Here is a 22,740-nt window from a genome sequence, read left to right on the forward strand (position 1 = left end):
TGAGGGCGATTATTCGAGAAAATATCGCTTTTGGACCACAACAAACCTGATGTATTCACTCTTACCGATTACTCAATCCTGACTTCAGGTTGCCAGAAATGTTTTTCAAAATCCACAATTTGGTTGTCAACAACTTCTATACCTTCGTTTTCCAATAATTGCTGCATCAAATTGGTTCCGTCAAAATGAAGTTTACCCGTGAGCAATCCTTTTCGATTGACCACGCGATGCGCTGGAACATCTTCAAGATTATGCGAAGCATTCATTGCCCAGCCCACCATTCGAGCAGAACGAGCAGTTCCTAAAGCCTTTGCAATAGCACCATAAGAAGTGACTTTTCCGTAAGGAATTTGTCTGGCGATGGCGTACACACGTTCAAAAAAGTTGTCGTTTGACATATTTATAAAATCAGATAAAACGGTATTTTTATGCTGTTTAAAACTACCTCAAATAATATCGAATAATATTAATCAAGGTAATTAAAGCTATCAATCCTGTTATACTTCCTATGATGGTATTCATGTTTTTCATCATATAATTCGTTTTATCTTCTATTTTCTGGAAGAAAGTGATATATAAATAAAAAACTAGAAAAGAACCCAATACCACACCCGTTACAAAAATAAAAACATGTGAAATATCAAACACAAACAAATTATAAGAAGCTAAAGTGATACTTACAAAAACATAATATGGAATGGGGAAAAAATTAAGTGCAGAGAGCAGCATTCCAAGAAAAAAACGAGTAGAGGTGCTCTTCTTTTTGATTTTCCCTTTCTTCGCTTTTGGCTTTTTGGCAATCAGCAAGAAATAAATGGTTAATACTGAAAAGATAACAAATCCTACTTCTCGCAGTAAAACAATCACATCCGGTCTGCCTTCAATGTACCTGGCAAATAATATGGCCAGTGTCGCTTGGAAAAAAATTACAATTACCGCTCCTAAAACAAACCAATACGCGCTTATCTTTCCTTCTCTCAGATTCACTTTGGCGGCTGTCATATTGATTAATCCAGGAGGTGTAATCCCTACAAAAGCAGTAACAAAACCCAAAAACAAGGAAGTAATTAAATTCATAGGCAAGATACGAGGATCAAAAAAGCAAAATTATTCTTTAATTTTAAATCGAATATACGTAATTGCTTTGTTAATTTCCAAATATTGTTTTTCATAAAAAGTTTGAAATGCAGTCACTTCTTCCGGACTTCCCTCATTTACATACACATTATGATTGGCATATAAAACTTCATGTCCTTCACCGTGCAATAACCCAAGAGTGTATCCGTGCATGAACTCGCTGTCGGTTTTTAAGTTTACGACACCTTCTTTTTTAAGGATTTTTTTATACAATTGCAAAAACTCCGAATTGGTCATTCTGTGTTTTGTGCGTTTGTATTTGATTTGTGGATCCGGAAAAGTAATCCAGATTTCGTCCACTTCATTTTCGGCAAAAATGTGGTTGATTAATTCAATTTGAGTTCTGATGAAAGCCACATTATGCAATCCGGTTTCAACAGCAGTTTTGGCACCACGCCAGAAACGTGCTCCTTTGATATCGATTCCCACGAAATTTTTATTTGGATATCTTTCGGCAAGACCTACTGAATATTCTCCTTTTCCACAGCCTAATTCCAGCACTAATGGATTATCATTTTTGAAGAATTCCGAATTCCATTTGCCTTTAAGCGGAAACAAATCTCCTACTACCTCTTCTCTCGTTGGCTGAAAAACGTTATTGAATGTTTCGTTTTCCTTGAACCTTTTTAATTTATTTTTGCTTCCCACTTTTTCAGAATATTTCGGCAAAATTAAGGAAATATATAAGACCGAATGGTTTGCCAGAGAAAAAATAAAGAAAATCATTCCGAAAATCTTCGCAATTATAAAATTATTTTTTCGGTTGCATCGTATTTATAAGAAAGTCTTCCATAAATACAATTGTTTTTTCATCATTTTATCAATTTTCCTGAAACAAATAAAATCAGAAAATTAATATAATACGCTAAAAATAAGCGATTTGAAAGCAAACACATTGTTAATTCACTTTACACCAAGAATATATTTCTTTACCTTTATATAAATAATTATGCCATGAGAAAATATGTTTTATCCATAGCAGTTATATTATTTGGCTTTTCGCTTGTCACTGTTTACCACAACAGAAATGAAAATCTGACGGCTAAGATGATTGCTTTTGCCCTGTATGTCTTTCAGGAATCTACTGATGACAAATCCATTGACAGCACTGCTGTTGTCCGTTTTTTCAAAAAATATCCCAATTTAAAAAAACACCAGTCAGACGTTAATGCTTTGTACAAAAAACGAAATTACACTTCTATTTGGTTTGATAAAAAAGGACTCATTGAGTTTGCCAATTTGTTATACTCCAAAGTAAATCAACTAGAGGAAGAAGGTTTAAAATCCCAAATTGCATACAAAGAAAAAATTGATGCTGTTTTTAATGATACTAATTCAGATGATTTACCCCAAATGGAAACAGAACTCATGCTGTCTTCCATGTATGTTTTTTATGCTAAAAAAGTATATAAAGGAATTGATATTGAAAAAACAGATGAAATGGGATGGTTTTTACCCAGAAAGAATCTGTCCTATGAAAATCTTTTAGACTCTTTATTAGTTGATCCCAAATTATTAAGCAAGAATGAACAACAACTGTTTGGACAATATTACAAACTGCGAGAAGTATTAAAAAGATACCGCCAAATAGAAAAAAATGGCGAATGGAATCCCATAGCAATAGATTCATTGGAAAGAGTATTCAAACCAAAAGACAGCTCAAAAACCATTGGACAAATAAGACAGCGACTTGCCATTATGGGTGATTTAAAACTGGACTCTAAAAGCAATGTGTACGACGCCGAATTAATGGCGGGTATCTTGAATTATAAAAAGCGAAATGGCTACAAAACAGATTATCTCATTGCATCAAAGCACATTCAACGCATGAATATTCCCATCGAGAAATACATTAAAACCATTATAGCCAATATGGAACGCTGCCGATGGATTGACCCAAAGCTCACAATAGCAGACGAACACATCATTATAAACATTCCATCCTATAAACTCTTTTACAAAAAAGATGGCGTAAATATATTAGAATCAAAAATACTTGTAGGGAAAAACATGACCGAAACAGTTGTTCTCAGCAGCAACATAACCAAAATAGTATTTAGCCCTTATTGGAACATTCCCAAAAGCATCGTCGAAAATGAATTAAAGGACTTAATGACTTTGAACGAAGACTATATGACTATCCATAATATCGAATGGAACAATGGGAATCCCAGACAAAAACCCGGCCCTAGAAACTCTTTGGGACTCGTTAAGTTTGTCTTTCCAAACTCAGATGATATTTATTTACACGATACACCGTCTAAAGATTTATTTCAATACGAATACCGAGCCTACAGTCACGGCTGCATTAACATTGAAAAAGCCAAAGAACTAACGCTGTTGATTTTAAAAGACGATCCGGATTGGCCAATCGAACGCATCAATGAAGCCATGAAAGGCGAAAAAGAAACGCCTTACATCCTGAAAAAGAAAATTCCAATTCACATTGGCTATTTCACCGCTTGGGTAAACGATTCGGGAGAAATTAATTTTTATAACGACATTTATATAAGAGACGAACGTCTAGCAGAACTCCTTTTCTCCGATGATTCTAAATAAATGTATTGTTTGGACTGCCTCGTTTTATCATCCTATTTTACTTCCAATGAAATAGACATCACAATTCACTTTTACTTCTATATAGTGCCAATGTAGTAGCGCTTTAACATTTATCTATTTCATCTAAAAAACGATACAAATCAGTAAAACCAATGGTTAAAGTCTCTTGATTAAAAATAATTTAGTTTTAAGTATTTAATAATCAATTTATTATAAAAACGTTTCTTTTTTTAATTACATTTATATTCTAAAATCCAACTTATGAAACTAAAACCATACCCAATTAAAACACAACTCGTGTTGGTATCTTCCATTTTGTTGCTAGGTGCTTTTAACACTTCTGAAAAATCAGATCTGCTACTTTCCGGGATTAACAAGGAAAACATGGACACATCTACTAAACCAGGTGATAATTTTGATGCCTATGTCAACGGAACCTGGAAAAAAAACACTAAAATACCAGATGACAAAGCCTCTTATGGTGCTGGCTATATGGTTTATGAAAAATCACAAGAAGACGTAAAAGCCATTATTGAAGCTTCTTCCAAAGGTGATTTTGCAGCCGGTTCCGATGAACAAAAAATTGGGGACTTTTATGAAGCCTTCATGGATACTAAAACGAGGGATCAAAAAGGAATTACACCCTTACTTCCGGAATACAAAAAAATTGATGCAATAAACAACTATACTGAACTAGCTGCTTATTTTGGATATGCCAATAAATCCGGAAGCAACATTCCTTTTTCCGTTTCGGTAATGGAAGATTTAAAAGATCCAACCAAGTACATGCTTATTTCTTGGCAAGGTGGTTTAGGATTGCCCGATAGAGAATATTACTCCCTCGAAGATGCCAAATCTAAAGAAATTCAAAAAAAATATGTAACCCATATCGAGAAGATGTTACAACTTGGTGGAATAGCCAATGCACCTGATTTATCTAAAAAAATCATGGCATTAGAAACTGTTTTGGCTGCCCAACACATGAAAAAAGAACAAACCCGTGACATTGTAAAACTGTACAACAAATATGCTATTAAAGATTTGAACCAACTTATGCCTGATTTTAATTGGGCAAGCATGTTACAGAACGCCGGAATCCTGAACCAACAAAATATCGTCGTTGCACAAGTTGATTACATCAAATCACTCAACACAATCATAAAAACAACACCTTTAACCACTTGGAAAGCCTACCTGAAATGGAATACCATTCATGGATCGGCAACATCGTTGAACACCGCTTTAGACAATGAAAATTTTGATTTCTATGGCAAAACCCTTAACGGAATACAAGTAAAACAACCGTTATGGAGAAGAGGTGTTGACAGAGTAAACAATAGCCTTGGTGAAATTGTTGGAAAGGTTTATGTAAAAAAACACTTCTCTCCTGAAGCCAAAGAACAAGTAACACTTTTGGTTAAAAATCTGCTTAAAGCTTACGGGGAAAGCATAAAAAATCTGGATTGGATGAGTCCTGAAACTAAAAAACAAGCCTTAGACAAACTCTCTAAATTCACTCCAAAAATTGGTTATCCTGACAAATGGAGAGATTATTCTACCTTGAAAGTCGTAAAAGGCGACTTGTACGGCAACCAACAAAAAGCCACTGCTTTTGAATACAACAGGCAAATTAATAAATTAGGAAAACCTGTAGACAGAACCGAATGGGGAATGACTCCACAAACCGTAAACGCTTACTACAATCCTCCACTTAATGAAATCGTATTTCCTGCAGCCATATTACAGCCACCTTTCTTTGATGTAAAAGTGGAAGGTGCTGCAAACTATGGCGGAATTGGCGCGGTAATAGGGCATGAAATTGGTCATGGTTTTGATGATCAAGGAAGCACCTTTGACGGTGACGGAGTGTTGCGCAATTGGTGGACGCCTGAAGATTTAACGGCTTTCAAACAAAAAACAGGCGCATTAGTTGCGCAGTACAATGCTTTTAAAGTATTTCCTGACCTTAATGTGAATGGTGAATTTACCCAAGGGGAAAACATAGGCGATTTAGGCGGATTATCCATCGCTATAAAAGCCTACAAAATGAGTCTGGAAGGAAAAGAATCGCCCGTTTTAGAAGGTTTCACTGGTGAACAACGCGTGTTATTAAGCTGGGGACAATGTTGGCTAGATAATACTCGTGACGAAGCTTTGCGAAATCAAATCGCTACTGATCCACATTCGCCGGCAAAATTCAGAGTTAATGGTGTATTGCGTAATATTCCTGAGTTTTATACCGCTTTCAACATACAACCTACCGATTCCCTGTATCTGGCTCCAGAGAAAAGAGTCAAAATCTGGTAATCATACAATGTATTCATAATAAAAAACCTCTGCTAAAAAGCAGAGGTTTTTTTATGCAAAAAAAGCAATACTACCAAAAATCCTAAACGGATTTATTGTTTCGATTTCAATGTTTTTATCATCGCATCTTCGATAGAAGCCTTAACTTTTATGACTTCACTCGAGTTGTCATTTGGAATCGTCATGGACAAAACGTAGTGTTTTATTTTCCACTCCTTGCCTATTTTTACCAAAACACCCGAGCCACGGCAAATCTTCATTTGGGTATTCAACAATTCATCAAACCAAGCAGTTTTACCCGTTTTATCAAAATAAATGTGGCGTTCCAAAGCAGTAAAACTCCACGCTTTCCCTTTATCAAAATGTGGTTTTGCATACGCCTGAAAATCCTTTTTATTCCAGTTTTCGGTCGCATCGGTACCAATGAAAATAGCATCCTCTGTCATCAAACTAAAATAAGCATTATAATTAGCTTCTGCCGCAGCTTTATGCCACGCATCAAGTGTGGAATTGATGTTTGTTTTTTCTTTAGTATTGTCTTGATCTGCAGAAATAAAGGAGGAAAACAGCAAAATACTTAAAGAGAACAACATTATTTTTTTCATAATTTTTGGATTTTCAGAAATTTATTGGATAAAAAAATTTGGTTTAAAAATAAAATAAAAAAATTAAACAGCTAATTTACAGCTATTTAAATCCCGTAAAAGATTGAATTTTACTCTAAAAGTAAAGATACTGTTTTAACCTTAAAAAACACAGCCCGTTCAGCACTGGTAGTACGATACGGGATTTGACGTATTTTTGTAATGCCTTAAAAGAATTCTTTTACCCGTTAAAATTCAACCTATGAGAAAGTTATGTTCCCCAATACTGATTATTGCTTTTACAATACTGTTGACTATTGTTTCCTGTAAAAAGAAAAATAATCCCGATTCCTCTAAGAATCAAACCAGTTTAAATACCGTTGAAATTGCTTTTGACAGCACACAGCTTACTACTTTTTTTGAAAAATATCCAAAACTGAAAAATTACCAAGCTGATGTAGAAAAATTATACCGCAAACATCAATTTCATTACATCTGGTTTGACAAAGACGGACTCAATGAATTTGCAGGTTTGCTATACAACAAAGTCAATAATTTGAGTCAGGAAGGAATTGAAACTGAGATTCCGTACAAGGAAAAGCTAGATGACATTTATGATAATCCGGAGGACAATCAAAAAGCAAGTATTGATACCGAGTTATTGAGCTCCGCACTGTACTTTTTCTACACGAAAAAAGTATACGATGGAATCAGCACTCAAAAATCAAAGGATTTAGGATGGTTTTTGCCTCGAAAAAGACAATCGTATGTCAATTATTTAGATTCGTTGTTAATCAATCCTTCGTTAATCAACAAAGAAGAAAAAGGTGTATTGAAGCAATATTACCTGCTGAAAGATGTCTTGCAGGAATACCGCAAAATAGAAAAAAAGGGTGGATGGAAAGCCATCGCTATTGACACAACGGTCAAATCCTATAAACCCGGAGACAGTGCCGCAGCCATTGCACAAATCAGAACGCGCCTGTTTATCACGGATGATCTTTCCCGAGATTCAAAAAGTGCCGTGTATGATGCTGAACTAGCCAAAGGAATTTTGAAATTCAAAAAGAGAAGTGGCAATCTCCTCAACAAAACGATTCTGCCGGAACATATCAAATATATGAATGTGTCTGTTGCAGAACGCATCAAAACCATCATGGTCAATATGGAACGTTGCCGATGGATTTCGAATGACATCACCAAATCCAAAGAATTGATTGTAGTCAATATTCCAGCCTATGAATTAACCTTTTTCAGAGATGGAAAACCCGAATTACGCTCCAAAGTTGTGGTGGGAAAAGCCATGCATAAAACCGTGATTTTTAGTGCGCCAATGAAATATATCGTGTTCAGACCGTATTGGAATGTGCCGACCAGTATTTTAAAGAAAGAAATTCTTCCTGCCATTGAGAAAAATCCTAATTACCTCGCCGAACACAACATGGAATGGAAAGACAGCAATGTAAGACAAAGACCCGGCCCTGAAAATTCATTGGGATTAGTGAAGTTTTTATTCCCCAATTCGAATGCGATTTATCTGCACGATACGCCATCCAAAAGTTTATTTGGGAAAGAAGACCGCGCTTTTAGCCACGGATGCATTCGCGTAGCCAAGCCAAAAGAACTTGCCGCTATGATTATGAAAAATGACAAAAAATGGAATCCTGAAAAGATAGAAACCGCCATGAACAGCGGAGAGGAATATTGGTACACGCTTAAAAACAAAATCCCGGTCTATATAGGTTATTTCACCGCTTGGGTAGATGCGGATGGCGTAATTCATTTCTACGAAGATGTATATAAAAGGGATGAAACATTGGCAACCTTACTGTTTGATAAATAAAAGACAACCTCTTTCTCCAGAGAATAACTAACAAAAAAATGACACTATCTTATTTAGACAGTGTCATTTTTTTATTGGTATTTCCCAAAAAGCAACTATTTAATACGCCTTCTGTTTTTCGAAAGCAGTGTCCAACACTTTTTTAATTTTGTCCAAGGCACCATGAAAGGCTTTTTCGGTAGTATCGGCATGATTCGTAACCGCTACAGGCTGCATATTTACTGGACGGGCTTCGATAAGGCATCGTTTGTCGTTGATTCCGAATTTATCACTGTTTTCGTCTGCAAGATGCACTTCTAAACGGGTTACTTTATCTTCAAAACGAGCCAAAGCTGTTCCTAATTCCTCTGCAATATACGCTTTCAAACGTGCGTGTCCTTCTACATTGTTGTCTGTGTTGATCTGTACTGTCATGTTTTTATATATTTAATGTTCTCTTTCAAATTTACCGATTGCAGTATGAAAAACCGAGCCAATTAATAAAACATTGTGAAAATAAAAGAGCTAAAAAGTGAATTTAAGGAAGGGATTGGATTATCCATTTTCTAAATAATCATAAATGAAGTCATTCTCGGTTTCAAATCCAGAATCAAATTTCATTACAAACCGAGAAGTTAGTTTTTCTACCCAATTTTCAATTTCTTGTTTTGAATTTAGATTATCCAAAAAAAGCAACTGTGAATTTTCTTCAGAAAAATTATCATCAAAGAACATAGTAATATCAGCTTTGAAAGTGTCAGCATAATTCTCTTCTGTTTGATTGAGAAGTTGCTCTAAGTATTCGATTTTTTCAAGTAGTGTCATTGTTTAAAAAGAATTGGATTTTTAAAGACAATTATTTCAAAGGTAGAAAAAACCGGACTATACTCCGTTGCAATATAGACCACATTTTGTAATATTTGTTAACATGAATATTAAGCAAAAACTCGGTTTAAAAATAAAAGAGCTAAGAAAAGCAAAAGGTCTTTCACAAGAAAAGCTTGCAAATCTTGCTGAAATTGATAGAACCTATTTACCAACTATTGAAAAAGGAGAAAGAAACGTTTCCATTGAAGTCGTTGAAAAATTAGCAAAAGCTCTTGATGTAAAAATTAAAGACTTGTTTGATGAATAGAGCTTACTATTTAAAATCGACTATTAGTCTGGTTTGCAATAATACAATACTTAAAATAGAAAAATGATTATAGATAACATCAGACAGTTTATAAAGGACAAAGCAGAACAATTTGGCGCCAAAGCAGATAATGAATTCAACAAACCATACATAGAGCGCAATAATACTAAACAAGAAGCATTAAAAGATAATGGTGCATATTTTGGCTTTATCCATCCTGACGAAGATACTTCTGGTCCGTTTCACGATTTTTCATTGACTATTTTTCCAAACGAACAGAATAAACCATGGTTAGTTTGCTTAGGTATTGGTTCGAGTGGATTTAAAAATGATTATGAATTAGCAACTTATCCTGGACTTAGAAGATTATTCTCAAATCTAATTAACGAAAGAGGTTTTTATAAATCTGATTTTTCAGATATTGAAACCAGTTTACCGAAAACAATTACTGGAAGCAACGATTTACAACATATAAAAAATACTATAAAAACTTATAGCAAAGTATTGCCCGTTTGCCAAATAGTAGATAATCCCGAAAGTAAAGAAGGTAAAGAAATAATTGCTGCTTTTGTAGCTGGTTATGCAAAGTTAAGAGAATGGCCTTCGAACAAAGAGCACAGAAAAGCAATTACAGAAGCTCTTGAACCGTTTTTGGAAACAGAGGAAATCGATGAAGCTGAAGAAATCGAAAGTTTATTAAAAGAAAGAAAATTTATTGTTTTGCAAGGCCCACCTGGTACAGGAAAGACAAGAACAGCAAAATTGGTGTCCGCAAAAATAAAAGCTAAAACATTTTTTACACAATTTCATGCTGAGACAAGTTTTTCTGATTTTATCTATGGAATTAGACCTGATGTAAAAAGCAAAGAACTCAATTACATTGAAAGTCTAGGAAGTTTTACAGAAGCTTTAAAATATGCCATCGAGAATGAAAAAGAAAAAACCATCTTAATAATTGATGAAATAAACAGAGCGAATTTATCAAATGTTTTGGGTCCAATATTTTATCTATTTGAACACAAAATGGAATCTTCTGATGTTGAAATTGAAATTCACCCAAGTTTTAAGATTACTCAACTTCCTGCAAATTTTAATGTAATAGCAACAATGAATACAGCCGATAGAAGTTTAGCGGTTGTAGACTTTGCATTAAGAAGAAGATTTGCATGGTATACTTTAAAGCCTAAAACAATTAATTCCAAACAATTTTACAAAGAAGATTTTAGCAGAATACAAGAAATATTTGATTGGTATGCAACTAGTAATGAACTTGCACTACAACCTGGACAAGGATATTTCATAGCTTCATCTGACGAGGAAATGAAGAACAGAATCAAGTATGAAATATTTCCATTAATTAAGGAATACTTACAAGAAGGGCTCGTTAGAAATGCTAAAGAAGAGTTCAATACTTATTTCTTAAATAGAATCGATCAATCTCTTTTTGAATGAATAAGCCGTTAGATGTTTTTTTTGAAATACCTTGCTTGACAGAGAAATCAACTCTGTTAAATGGTCTTGTTTTACAAAAAAAGTGGTTTAAATCAGCGGATAAAAGGATAATCGGGCAATATTTACAAAAGTTTATAAATTATAATTCAGATAATTTTAGCTTTTTAGGTGTTCAGCCATTCATAATTGGGACTGACCAAAATACTTCTTTGGGTTTTAGAACCTCAGAATTTATTGGAACGATTCCTTTAAGAGCATCCGATACAGGTAAGCAGATTGGCGATTTTGTTGTAATGCCCCGATTTACTGGACGCGATAGATTTGAAGATTACATAGAAATTCTTAATCTTTTAGGGACCGAAATTAGTCCTCAAGTAATCGACAGTTTACCATTAGCTTCCGGAAAAAATTTCCGTCCTCCATTATACTTGGAAGCTGTGAAATTCATTGATTCTCTTGAAGTTTTAATTAAAACACCTTGGAGAAAATTTGATAATATTGAAAAGATAACTTCTCAACCAACAGGCCAAGTAAATTGGAGTAAATATATAAATGAGGAATATAAAGTCGAAAATCGGTTGAAATTCCCAACACGAAAAAATATTCTAAGTGAATTTCATAAAGAATATTCTGAAATTCGCTATGTCTTTGATTTGTGTAAATTGGAACTTTTATCTTCAAATACACCACAAAGAATAAAAAGCTCGATTAGAAACAGACTAACCTTTATTGACGAAAAGCTTTATTTGCACAAACCTATTTCGACTAATAACATTGTTATAAAATCAGCTGATAATCTTAAAATTAAAAACTGTAAAAATCAAGCAAATAGAATATTAAATTTTAATTTCATAGACAGCACGGCTTGGCGAGTTAATTTCTCTGATGTTTTCGAAAAGTTTGTTCAATATATATTTAAAGAAATTTCAAAAGAAACCGGAGGTCATTTATTTTCAAATTATAAATTTCATTCCAAAACCTCTAATCGATATTCTTGGGAATTGAAACATATTGAGCCAGATGCAATCTACCACAAAGAAAATCTTATTGTATTTATTGATGCTAAATACAAATCAAATCTTTACAACAAATTTGACAAAAGTGAGAATTTAAAAGATATTCATAGACATGATTTACATCAGATTATGGCTTATTCATCATTTAGCAAAACAGATAATAAATATGGGTTTTTATGTTATCCTTCTGATAAAGTTGAAATAAAAAAAATCAGCTACAAGAATAATATAAATCAATCAACAAACAATATTTTTATATGCGGTATCCCATTGAAGAAAGAGTTTGTTCTGGAAGTAAAAAAAACATTAATGGCAGAACTAAATAAAGTGGAAATGCATAATCTACCAAACATCAACTATTAATTTCTTATTAAGATATTTCACAATCAATTTCAAAATATAAATTCTGAAATTCTATTTCAAGCTCTTCTAAAGAGTATTTATGGTTTTCATCAAAAATGATTTTTTCATTAACATCAAAGTAGTAATAATACTTTTCTTTTTTATAAAGTAACCAAGTACTAGTTAATACCCCTCTTCTTTTAGTGATTTCAAATCCACTTATTGTCTTTTTACCTAGTTGCAGAGCAATTTCTTTTATAGTCATAATTTTAAATTTCAGATTAAACAAATCTATTTACATTTTGATTTTCACGCAACGGCTTATAAGTCACATATAGTAAATATCCGACAACCCAAATTATAATTAATTAAACAATTGACCTACTTACAATCGTCTCATCATTAATTAGTTTTCAACTTATTTTTAAAATTCAAGAATTATTAGAAAAAAAAAAACGCTACTCTTTCGAATAGCGTTTTTTGAACTTCTTATCAATTTGTGATGTGATTGCCACGTTCCTCGCAATGACAGTCGTCTGAGGAATCGAATGCCCTAGCCCTGATAGCAGTGAAAATCCTTTATTTCCGCCTTTTCGGCGGATATAAAGATTGTAACGGATAGCAGGAAATAGCTCCTGAAATATCCCGAAGCGTCGGGACAGAATGAATCCTGTTAGTCCAACTATGGCAATAACACGACTCCCATGTTAAATAAGGTAAAGGCCTGAATATCGACATTTTCCTGAATGGTTGCCGCCACGGATTTTCCGGCACCGTGTCCTGCATTGATGTCAATACGGATTAGGGTTGGGTTTGTTCCAGTTTGTTTTTCCTGTAATTCGGCAGCAAACTTGAAGCTGTGCGCCGGCACTACTCTATCATCGTGATCGCCCGTAGTGACCATGGTTGCCGGATATTGAATCCCTTTTTTTATGTTGTGTACGGGAGAATACCCTTTGATGTAGTTGAACATTTCCTTGCTGTCCTGCGCGGTTCCGTAATCATACGCCCAACCTGCTCCCGCGGTAAAGGTATGGTAGCGCAACATGTCCATCACGCCCACCGCCGGCAAAGCGACTTTCATCAACTCCGGACGTTGCGTCATGGTAGCGCCTACTAGCAATCCTCCGTTTGACCCACCACGAATGGCCAGGTATTGTGAAGACGTATATTTTTGAGCAATCAGATATTCTGCCGCTGCGATGAAATCATCAAATACATTTTGTTTTTGCATTTTGGTTCCCGCATCGTGCCATTTCTTTCCGTATTCGCCACCACCACGTAAATTTGGCACGGCATAAACGCCTCCGTTTTCCATCCAAACGGCATTGGCGATACTGAAACTTGGTGTCAAACTCACATTGAATCCTCCGTAACCATACAGCATGGTTGGATTTGTCCCATCAAGTTTCAATCCTTTTTTGTGGGTAATAATCATTGGGATTTTGGTTCCGTCTTTAGAAGTATAAAACACTTGTTTGGACTCGTATTGCTCGCTGTCGAAATCTACTTTTGGTTTTTGATACACCGCCGAAGTTCCAGTTTGTGGCTCAAATGAAAACGTAGAACCCGGAGTGATGTAATTTGTAAACGAATAATACAATGTTTTCTCTTTTTTCTTTCCGCTAAAACCACCGGCAGTTCCTACGCCCGGCAATTTAATTTCACGCACCAATTTCCCAGAATAATCGTATTGTTTCACTACTGAAACGGCATCTTTCATATAATTAGCAAAGAAATACCCGCCACCTGTTGATGGAGACAACACATTTTCCGTCTCTGGAATGAAATCTTTCCAGTTTTCCGGTTTTGGGTTGTTGACATCCACAGTCACGATGCGTTTGTTGGGCGCATTTAAGTCGGTTTCTATGAATAATTTCCCGCCTTCGTTTTCGATGATATTGTTGTCACTTTTGAAATTATCCACAATCGTCACAATAGGACTGTTGGGTTTTGTCAAATCTTTGATATACAACTCGTTTCCGTACGTAGAATTAGACGCTGTGATCACCAAATAACGGTCGTCTTCGGTCACGCCACCGCCTACATAACGGCGTTTTTGGTCGGCACCAAAAATTACTTTATCGTCTTTTTGTGCGGTTCCTAATTTGTGGAAATACAATTTATGTTGGTCAGTTTTTGCAGATAATTCGCTTCCTTTTGGTTTGTCATAACTGGAATAGTAGAAACCTTCGTTTGCTTTCCAAGAAACTCCGCTGAATTTCACATCGACAATCGTGTCTTCAATTATTTTTTGGGTAATGGCGTCCATGATGATGACTTTTCTCCAGTCGCTTCCGCCTTCTGAAATGGCATAGGCTACTTTAGAACCGTCTTTAGAAAAATCCAATCCGCCAAGCGAAGTGGTTCCGTCTTTAGAAAACGTATTTGGATCCAAAAACACGGTTTCGGTTCCTTTGGCGTCTTTTCTATACAACACCGATTGGTTTTGTAAACCGTTATTTTTATAGTAATAAGTAAAATTTCCTTCTTTGAAAGGCGCGCCTATTTTCTCATAATTCCATAGTTTTTCCATTCTTGCTTTTAACGCATCACGAAACGGAATTTGAGCCAAATAACCATAAGTTACTTCGTTTTGGGCTTTTACCCAAGCACCCGTTTCCACAGATTTGTCGTCTTCGAGCCAACGGTACGGATCCGGAAGTTTAGTATCAAAATACACATCAACAGTTTCCCCTTTACTTGTAGTGGGATAGGTTACGGATTTTGGTTTTTGGTTTTGGCCAAAAGTCGCCATTGCAGAAGATACAGCCATTATTAAAAAAGTTTTTTTCATATGTTGGTATTTATTGTTTTTCATCGGTCCTATGTAATTCGCATATCATCATTGGTGTTTGCTACCCAATTACCGTCATGCTCATTTCATTAGATTCTGTTTTAGGTTGTTACAAAAATAGGGAAATAGTTAGTGTTGTGAATATGGAAAAGTCTTAAATAAAACAAAAAAAACGCTACTCTTTCGAATAGCGTTTTTTAGTTTTTTGCTCATGCAAATGAATTACAAATTAAAATTCACACCCAAAACGATGTTTCTTCCAATGTTTGGAATACCATCCGTTTTTAGACGGGAAAGATGCGCAATGTATCTTTTATCAAATAAATTATTCCCATTGATGTTAACATCAAAAGCGGTTTTACCCAGTTTTACTGTTCCGCCAAAACCTAAATTCACTAAGTTATACCCATTCGATTCTGTTTCAAATCCGCTTACATTTTTTTGATTGAACGTACTGGAAACATTCAAAGTTGCAAAACCATCTTCCAACCAGTTTTTGATTTTGAATTCGGTTCTAATGGTGTTATTCCAATTGTTAGCCGGGATTAACGGCAAGTAGTCTCCGTTTTGTTTCTCGCCGGTCACGGTTTCAAAACTGGTTTCAAAATGCAACCAATCCAATGGATGCGGATGAAAATGCAATCCAACTTCACCTCCGTATAATTTGGCGTTATTCTGAATATAATCAAAAACAGCATTTTCGTCAATCACTGCTCCTGTTGGCGAAGTGTAGATATAATTATTGATGTGATTGTAGAATCCGTTCACAAAAAACTCAAAATGATCCGTTTTGTATTCTAAATTTAAATCCGTTTGCACGTTTTGCTCGGTTTCTAAATCGCTGTTTCCTACTTCATAGCGATTCGTTCCTTCATGCACTCCATTTGAAGTTAATTCGGCAAGGTTTGGCGCTCTAAATCCAGAAGCAACATTCAAACGCAAGGTCAAATCATCAGTCAGATTGGTTTTATAACCCAACGACGCATTAAAACTGTCGTATGATTTATCAATGGCTTCAAAAGAACCTTCTTCGCCTGCAATTCCTTGCGCATCCGTAGTAATATTTCTATTATCGAAACGCAATCCGGCTTGCAACACATTGGAATTCCACTCATAATTAGCCGTTCCAAAAACACCAAAATCATACGTAACCGCATCCGGAATTAAATATTCTTCGCCTGAATTTGTGTTGGTTTGGTGCATTCCCTGAACTCCAACAATTGTTTCTATTTTTCCCATTTTTGGTAAATGGTATTTTGCATTGTAATTGAAAGTCTTCAGTTTCATGTGTAAAACGGCCACATTGCTGTCTTCAAACTCACTTCGATCATTGGCAACATAACCTAAATCAACATCCAATTTTGATTTTTCGAAAAAGAAAACAGAATTCAAACTCAACAAATGATTAAAAACGCCTTGTTTTGGAAATCCGGTTTTCTTGCTCGTCGATTGGTCTGCAATTCCATCTTCCGGAATTCCTAAATCCAATTCATTGTAATTGTAACGCAATACACTTGAGAACTTGGCATTACTGTAACCAATTCCTGTTTTGAAATCAGTTTCATTGTAACGAGTATTTGTCACTCGGTCACCATCCGCAATTTTATAATCAGAATGCGTGTTGTAACTTCCACGAGCCATGAATTTCCAGTTGTCTGTAGATGTTTTCAAACCTAAAGAAGAACTGCTTCCGGCGGTATTCGAGAAATATTTTTGACTGAAGTTCGCTTTAAATGTATTCGCATCAGCAAATTTTTCGGGGTTAAAATACAAAACACCTCCCAAAGCATCCGAGCCGTACAACAACGAAGCAGGTCCTTTAATTACCTCAACGCTTTCTATTCCTGAGTCGTTCAATCCCAAACCGTGTTCGTCACCAAACTGTTGATTTTCTATTCGAACACCTTGAGAATACACCAAAACACGATTGCCGCTCAACCCACGAATCACCGGTTTCCCGATAGATGTTCCGGTAGAAACCTGAGAAACTCCGGGAATAGTCGCCAATCCTTCAATCAAAGTGGCGGTTCCTTTTCGTTGCAAATTTTTGATGCTTTCATGCTCCACTTTCATCACGTTCTGTGATTGTATTTTATTGAAAGCGGTAGAAACGATTACTTCATCCATTTCAAAAATTGCCTCTTCAAGAATAACATCAAGTGTGTTTTCTTTTTGAAGACTGTTTATGGTTTTATTTTGGGTTGCAAATCCTACGAACGTAAAGCTGATTTTTAAGTTTCTATTTGGAAGATTGGAAAGTGTGTATTTTCCGTTTTCATCTGTAGTGGTTCCTTTATGCAATTCTGATGCATAGACTGAAACGCCTTTTAGGGGTTGGTTTTTTAAATCCGTTACGGTTCCCGAAAGGGTATTTTGCGCTTGAAGCATCGCCGAAAACCCCAAGAATAGGGCTATGATAAATTTTTTCATTGAAAATGATTGTAGTATTCCTGCTGTCAGCTTTCTCCAAAGGAGAGGGAACCGAGACTGGAATTATTTAGTAAATAAAACGTGTGAAACGTGCCGAAATAAATTCAACAGAAGCTGAAATAAATTCAGCTTAAACTATTTACAGGTGGTCCGCGATGGGAATACAAACTACCGGAAAACGAAATAATGGTTTCCGTTGCAGTAAAAAAATAAGGAATTTCTTCAATACTGGAATACAATTGATAGGAGAAATCTTTCGGAGTTATGTAACTGCCTAAAGCAAATTCACAAACAAAACAGTGCTCTAATTTGTGGTGTTGGTGCGTTATCTCCGTACCGGTAACATTGTATTTATGGTGGCATTGCTTTTGGGAAAGCTGTTTTGCCAAATGCTCATACGTATGCAATGACTGGAACAGCATTGAAAACAATACTGTAATAACCAGAGAAAGACTTAGTATGAGTTTATTCTTTTTCATTCGAGCCAAAGGTAACAAAAACAGGAAAAAAGAAAACCATTTGTCTCACAAAATATATTTTTGCAAAACAAATGGTTTCATTTTAAAATAAAATTTGATTTATACCAATTTGGCTGCAATCAAATATTCTGCTATTTGTATTGTATTTGTCGCTGCTCCTTTTCTCAAGTTGTCTGCAACAATCCACATATTCAATGTGTTTTCCTGGCTTTCGTCACGACGAATTCTACCTACAAAAACCTCATCTTTTCCTTGCGCATACATTGGCATTGGATACGTATAAGTATCATTATTATCCTGAACCACCACGCCATCAGTATGGTGCAAAATGTTTCTCACTTCATTTACATCAAAATCATTCGAGAATTCTACGTTTACCGCTTCACTGTGTCCGCCTACAATTGGCACACGAACTGCAGTTGCTGTAACGGCAATCGTGTTGTCACTTAAGATTTTTTTAGTTTCACGAACCAGTTTCATCTCTTCTTTAGTGTATCCATTCTCTTCGAAAGAATCACATTGTGGAATCGCATTTCTGTGAATTGGGTATTTGTACGCCATTTCACCTTGAAGACCTGCGTATTCATTTTCCAATTGTTGTACTGCTTTTACACCTGTTCCAGTGATGGATTGGTAAGTAGAAACAATCACACGTTTGATGTTGTATTTTTTGTGCAAAGGAGCCAAAACCAACACCATTTGTATCGTAGAACAGTTAGGATTTGCAATGATTTTATCTGCTGCAGTCAATTCAGTTGCATTAATTTCCGGAACGATTAATTTTTTGGTTGGATCCATTCTCCAAGCCGATGAATTATCGATAACAGTTGTTCCTGCTGCCGCAAATTTTGGAGCCCACTCCAATGATGTATCGCCACCTGCAGAGAACAAAGCAATATCTGCTTTCATATCTACTGCCGTTTGCATGCCAACTACTTTATATTTTTTACCCTTGTATTCAATTTCTTTACCCACTGATCGCTCAGAAGCAACCGGAATTAATTCTGTTACAGGGAAATTTCTTTCTGCCAAAACTTTCAACATTACCTCGCCAACCATTCCGGTAGCGCCTACAACTGCTATTCTCATCTTATATTTATATTATTGAATATTAAATTTGAAGTACAAAAGTAAGTAATATTGAAATCAAAACAAGGGTGTTAACAAAAAATAACAAAATGTTATATTTATAACATTTGATTAAAAAACATGAAAAAGAAAGTAAAATTGTTTCGAGTACTAATTTTTTTTTTGAATGGTAAAGCTTGTGAAATAACGTTCTATACAATTTTTGACTATTAAGAAATTAAGAAGATTAAGTTTTAAAGTGCTTCTCAATGTATCTTAATTTCTTAATGGTAAAAAAGCCGCTACTGTTTAGACAAAATTTTAAAGAAAAACCGCCTCAATTACGAAGCGGTTTAGTCCTGAAATTAATTCAGGATAAATTAGAATATATAATGTAGCGGAAATTATTTTTTCAATAAATCTCTAATCTGAGTCAATAATTCTTCTTGAGTTGGACCGGCTGGAGCAGCAGGAGCAACTTCTTCTTTCTTTTTTGCTTTTTCAGCAGCTCTTAAAACAACGAAAATAAAGAAAGCAATAATGATGAAATTAATAATTGCCTGTACCAAGTTTCCGTATGTAATTACAGCGGCACCGGCAGTTTTAGCAGCAGCTAAATCTGCATAACTGTTTCCGTCCAGGGTTACGAATTTCTGGGTAAAATCAATTCCACCAGTTAATAAACCTACAATTGGCATAATAACATCATCAACGGCAGACCCAACAATTTTACCAAATGCGCCACCAATAACAACAGCTGTTGCTAAACTTAGAACGTCTCCTTTCATTAAAGAAGCTTTAAAATCACTGAAAAATCCCATAATTTATTTTTTTTAGGTTAAAATTTATCTTTTCAAAACGAATTTAATAAAAATTTTAACACAATTAACAGTCTTTTACCCAATATTTAATTACTCCCTATAAAATACCCGTTTCACTCGCTGGGAAATACTGGTCAGAATTTCATAAGGAATTGTGTTGAGTTTTTGTGCCATATAATTAACCGTTGGGCTTTCGCCAAAAATGATTACCTGATCTCCTTCCGCACATTCTATGTCAGTAACATCAACCATCAGCATGTCCATACAGATACTGCCAACAATGGATGCTTTTGATTTTTTAATCGTCACAAAACCTAAACCATTTCCCCAAGCTCTAGAAATACCATCGGCGTATCCAATAGGAATTGTGGCAATTTTTGTGGGTTTTTCCGCAATGAATCGTCTGCCATAACCTACACTTTCACCGGCGGCAATGCTTCTGATTTGTGAAATCACGGATTTTAGCGTACCCACATTTTCAAGCTGTTTTTGTTCTTCGGCATCATTCGAAACTCCATAAAGACCAATTCCCAAACGCGCCATATCGTACTGTGAATCCGGATAATTACTGATTCCTGAAGTATTCAAAATATGTCGTAGTGGTTTTATTTGTAATTCTGACATCAATTTAGACGATAACTTTTCGAATAAATCTATTTGTGAAAGTGCAAAATCCTTGAATTCCAAGTCATCACTTGTGGCCATGTGTGACAAAATACTTTTTACTTTAACGGTTTGATTTCCTTTTAAAGTTGCTATCAAATCATCAATAGTATTGTTCTCAAAACCCAAACGATGCATTCCCGTGTCGAGCTTAATGTGTATCGGAAAATGGTTTAAATTCTTTTGTTCGGCAATTTTAAGGAACGCATGAAGTCCTTTTAAACTATAAATTTCAGGTTCCAATTGGTGTTGAATAATCGCAGAAAAACTGGTCGTTTCAGGATTTAATACCATAATTGGCAAATGAATTCCTGCGCTTTTAAGCGAAATTCCCTCATCGGCGAAAGCCACACCCAGATAATCCACTTTGTGATGTTCCAGTAATTTAGCAATTTCAAAACCGCCATTTCCATATCCGAAAGCCTTCACCATCACCATAATCTTGACATTTGGCTTCAATTTTGATTTAAAGAAATTCAGGTTATGACTAATCGCATTTAGATTGATTTCCAGAACAGTTTCATGAGTTTTTTCTTCTAACAAAGAGACAATTTCCTCAAATTGAAACGTTCTCGCTCCTTTGATTAGAATAGTTTCATTGGCAAAATTCAAATCATCAAATTTTGAAATAAACTCGGCTGTATTTTTATACGTTATGCAATTGGCAAACTTTTTTTCGAATGCCGAAATGGTTTCTCCAATCCCGATAACGCGGTCAATTTTATTAGAAATAATCAACTGGGAAACTTTAGCATACAATTCGTCATTAGACAAACCGCTTTGAAAAATATCCGAAAGAATAACCGTTTTCTTCTTGTATTGCTTTTGACTTTCGAGAAAATCCAACGCTATTTTCAACGACTGAAAATCGGAACTGTAACTGTCATCGATAATACTGCAGTTGTTGATTCCGTTCTTGACTTTCAAACGCATTTCTACCGGGTACAACAATTCCATTCTATTTTGAATGGTTTTTTCATCGTATTTAAAATACAATAAAACCATCAAACAGGAAATCGCATTTTCAACAGATGCTTTATCCTGAAAGGGAATTATCAATTCGAATGAATCTCCTTTATATCGGTATTGAATGGTGCTGCTGTCGTTTTTTATCGCTGCATTATAGACAAAAACATCCGCTTCTTGTGAGTCAAAACTCCAGGTAAACACATTTGTTTTTGGAAAAATAATGGCATCAACCATTTCGTTTTTTTGGTAAATAACCACTTCTGAATCATCAAAAAGGGTAATTTTCTCTCTTATTTTATTCTCTAAACTTATAAAACCTTCATCATGTGCAGAACCAATATTGGTAAGAATCCCAATCGTAGGCTTGATTATTTTTTGCAGTTTTTCCATTTCAGAATGGGTAGAAATTCCGGCTTCAAAAATCCCAAGATTGTGTTGCTCATTGATTGCAATTATTGACAACGGAACACCAATTTGTGAGTTGTAACTCTTTGGACTTCGAATAATGTTATAATCAGGACTCAATAAAAAATTAAGCCATTCCTTAACTATCGTTTTGCCGTTACTTCCGGTCAATCCAATAATAGGAAAATCGAAAAGACTGCGATAGTTTGCCGCAAATTGCTGCAAAGCGGTTAGTGTATTTTCGACAACAAAGAAATTAGCTTTGCCTTCACATTCTTCAGGAATATGGGTAACCACAAAATTCTGAACGCCAGTTGCAATTAAATCCTTGATGTACTGATGGGCGTCATTATTGGCTCCGACCAATGCAAAAAACAAAGTCTGCGGTCCGTTTTGCAAAGAACGGCTGTCTATAGCAATAGCATCTATGGCTAAATTAGCGTTGTTACCAATGAATGTAGCAGGAATATTTTGAATACTTTTTAGGATTTTCTGGCTCATGGAATTAGAAAGAGATTGGAGTAGATTTCTGATATAGAAATTATTCTTTTAATAGTTCGCTATTATAAAACTTCCTCAAAAATAACACTTCTTTTCAAAACGATGACTTAGACACACTATAATTATACCCAATTCCGTTTATTTAAGAAAAATGGCTTATTGGCTTTTTTGTGGAAAATTTAAAAATTTTTTTCAAACCATTAAGAAATTAAGTTTCATTAAGAGGCAGCGCTTAATGAAACTTAATTTCTTA

19 protein-coding genes are annotated in these 22,740 nt (G+C 35.1%); 6 read left to right on the forward strand and 13 right to left on the reverse strand.

The genetic code is table 11. The features are described 5' to 3' along the window. Positions 1–68 precede the first annotated feature (68 nt). From QLS65_RS10920 to trmB, 3 genes are read right to left on the reverse strand one after another with little or no spacing between them, the layout of a single operon-like run. On the reverse strand, positions 69–398 hold the full coding sequence (locus QLS65_RS10920) for an MGMT family protein (protein WP_199074752.1): 330 nt from the start codon (positions 396–398) through the stop codon (positions 69–71). Between the two features lie 43 nt (positions 399–441). Then, entirely contained in the window at positions 442–1,077 is a 636-nt protein-coding gene (locus QLS65_RS10925; protein ID WP_099713732.1) for a LysE family transporter, read from the reverse strand. A gap of 30 nt (positions 1,078–1,107) precedes the next feature. Beyond that, positions 1,108–1,785 (reverse strand): tRNA (guanosine(46)-N7)-methyltransferase TrmB, encoded by a 678-nt coding sequence (gene trmB, locus QLS65_RS10930; protein ID WP_099716209.1) that lies wholly within the window; start codon positions 1,783–1,785, stop codon positions 1,108–1,110. Positions 1,786–2,091: 306 nt separating this feature from the next. Here trmB and QLS65_RS10935 point away from each other — a divergent pair, with 306 nt between their 5' ends. Both QLS65_RS10935 and QLS65_RS10940 read left to right on the forward strand, forming a co-directional pair. After that, on the forward strand, positions 2,092–3,696 hold the full coding sequence (locus QLS65_RS10935; RefSeq protein WP_282717614.1) for a L,D-transpeptidase family protein: 1,605 nt from the start codon (positions 2,092–2,094) through the stop codon (positions 3,694–3,696). Positions 3,697–3,957: 261 nt separating this feature from the next. Then, the gene (locus QLS65_RS10940) at positions 3,958–6,003 is read left to right on the forward strand and encodes a M13 family metallopeptidase (RefSeq protein WP_282717616.1); all 2,046 of its coding nucleotides are present in this window, start codon (positions 3,958–3,960) and stop codon (positions 6,001–6,003) included. A gap of 92 nt (positions 6,004–6,095) precedes the next feature. On the opposite strand, the gene QLS65_RS10945 is transcribed toward QLS65_RS10940, so the two are convergent. Beyond that, positions 6,096–6,608: a nuclear transport factor 2 family protein gene (locus QLS65_RS10945; RefSeq protein WP_282717618.1), complete on the reverse strand. Its 513-nt coding sequence runs from the start codon at positions 6,606–6,608 to the stop codon at positions 6,096–6,098. Between the two features lie 241 nt (positions 6,609–6,849). Here QLS65_RS10945 and QLS65_RS10950 point away from each other — a divergent pair, with 241 nt between their 5' ends. Then, a complete protein-coding gene (locus QLS65_RS10950) occupies positions 6,850–8,430 on the forward strand; it encodes a L,D-transpeptidase family protein (RefSeq protein WP_282717620.1) in 1,581 nt (526 codons plus the stop codon). A 99-nt stretch (positions 8,431–8,529) separates the two neighbouring features. Here the strand turns inward: QLS65_RS10950 and QLS65_RS10955 are convergent, their stop codons facing one another. Together QLS65_RS10955 and QLS65_RS10960 are read right to left on the reverse strand one after the other, a co-directional pair. After that, the gene (locus QLS65_RS10955) at positions 8,530–8,844 is read right to left on the reverse strand and encodes an HPF/RaiA family ribosome-associated protein (protein ID WP_099713737.1); all 315 of its coding nucleotides are present in this window, start codon (positions 8,842–8,844) and stop codon (positions 8,530–8,532) included. A 120-nt stretch (positions 8,845–8,964) separates the two neighbouring features. Then, positions 8,965–9,234 (reverse strand): hypothetical protein, encoded by a 270-nt coding sequence (locus QLS65_RS10960; RefSeq protein ID WP_282717625.1) that lies wholly within the window; start codon positions 9,232–9,234, stop codon positions 8,965–8,967. 103 nt (positions 9,235–9,337) lie between these two features. Here QLS65_RS10960 and QLS65_RS10965 point away from each other — a divergent pair, with 103 nt between their 5' ends. From QLS65_RS10965 to QLS65_RS10975, 3 genes are all read left to right on the forward strand, one after another. After that, entirely contained in the window at positions 9,338–9,544 is a 207-nt protein-coding gene (locus QLS65_RS10965) for a helix-turn-helix domain-containing protein (RefSeq protein ID WP_282717628.1), read from the forward strand. 63 nt (positions 9,545–9,607) lie between these two features. Further along, positions 9,608–10,996, forward strand: coding sequence for an McrB family protein (locus QLS65_RS10970; RefSeq protein WP_282717634.1), 1,389 nt, complete (start codon positions 9,608–9,610; stop codon positions 10,994–10,996). After that, positions 10,993–12,375 (forward strand): McrC family protein, encoded by a 1,383-nt coding sequence (locus tag QLS65_RS10975; RefSeq protein ID WP_282717636.1) that lies wholly within the window; start codon positions 10,993–10,995, stop codon positions 12,373–12,375. Before QLS65_RS10970 ends, QLS65_RS10975 begins: the two co-directional genes overlap by 4 nt. Before the next feature lie 7 nt (positions 12,376–12,382). Here QLS65_RS10975 and QLS65_RS10980 read toward each other — a convergent pair whose 3' ends face one another. The 7 genes from QLS65_RS10980 to QLS65_RS11010 all read right to left on the reverse strand — a co-directional run bounded on the left by QLS65_RS10980 (position 12,383) and on the right by QLS65_RS11010 (position 22,487). Beyond that, positions 12,383–12,619, reverse strand: coding sequence for a hypothetical protein (locus tag QLS65_RS10980; RefSeq protein WP_282717638.1), 237 nt, complete (start codon positions 12,617–12,619; stop codon positions 12,383–12,385). Between the two features lie 417 nt (positions 12,620–13,036). Then, entirely contained in the window at positions 13,037–15,130 is a 2,094-nt protein-coding gene (locus tag QLS65_RS10985; protein ID WP_282717701.1) for a prolyl oligopeptidase family serine peptidase, read from the reverse strand. A 243-nt stretch (positions 15,131–15,373) separates the two neighbouring features. Beyond that, positions 15,374–17,581, reverse strand: coding sequence for a TonB-dependent receptor (locus tag QLS65_RS10990; protein ID WP_282717640.1), 2,208 nt, complete (start codon positions 17,579–17,581; stop codon positions 15,374–15,376). A 125-nt stretch (positions 17,582–17,706) separates the two neighbouring features. Then, a complete protein-coding gene (locus tag QLS65_RS10995) occupies positions 17,707–18,060 on the reverse strand; it encodes a hypothetical protein (protein ID WP_099713745.1) in 354 nt (117 codons plus the stop codon). Positions 18,061–18,159: 99 nt separating this feature from the next. Further along, the gene (locus QLS65_RS11000) at positions 18,160–19,149 is read right to left on the reverse strand and encodes an aspartate-semialdehyde dehydrogenase (RefSeq protein WP_282713520.1); all 990 of its coding nucleotides are present in this window, start codon (positions 19,147–19,149) and stop codon (positions 18,160–18,162) included. Between the two features lie 383 nt (positions 19,150–19,532). Beyond that, positions 19,533–19,949, reverse strand: a complete 417-nt coding sequence (gene mscL / locus QLS65_RS11005) for a large conductance mechanosensitive channel protein MscL (RefSeq protein ID WP_099713747.1) — start codon at positions 19,947–19,949, stop codon at positions 19,533–19,535. A gap of 90 nt (positions 19,950–20,039) precedes the next feature. After that, complete coding sequence (locus QLS65_RS11010; RefSeq protein ID WP_282717644.1) at positions 20,040–22,487, reverse strand: bifunctional UDP-N-acetylmuramoyl-tripeptide:D-alanyl-D-alanine ligase/alanine racemase; 2,448 nt, start codon at positions 22,485–22,487, stop codon at positions 20,040–20,042. Between the last annotated feature and the right edge of the window lie 253 nt (positions 22,488–22,740).

Source organism: Flavobacterium algoritolerans (genome assembly GCF_030010385.1).
Taxonomy (GTDB): Bacteria; Bacteroidota; Bacteroidia; order Flavobacteriales; family Flavobacteriaceae; genus Flavobacterium; species Flavobacterium algoritolerans.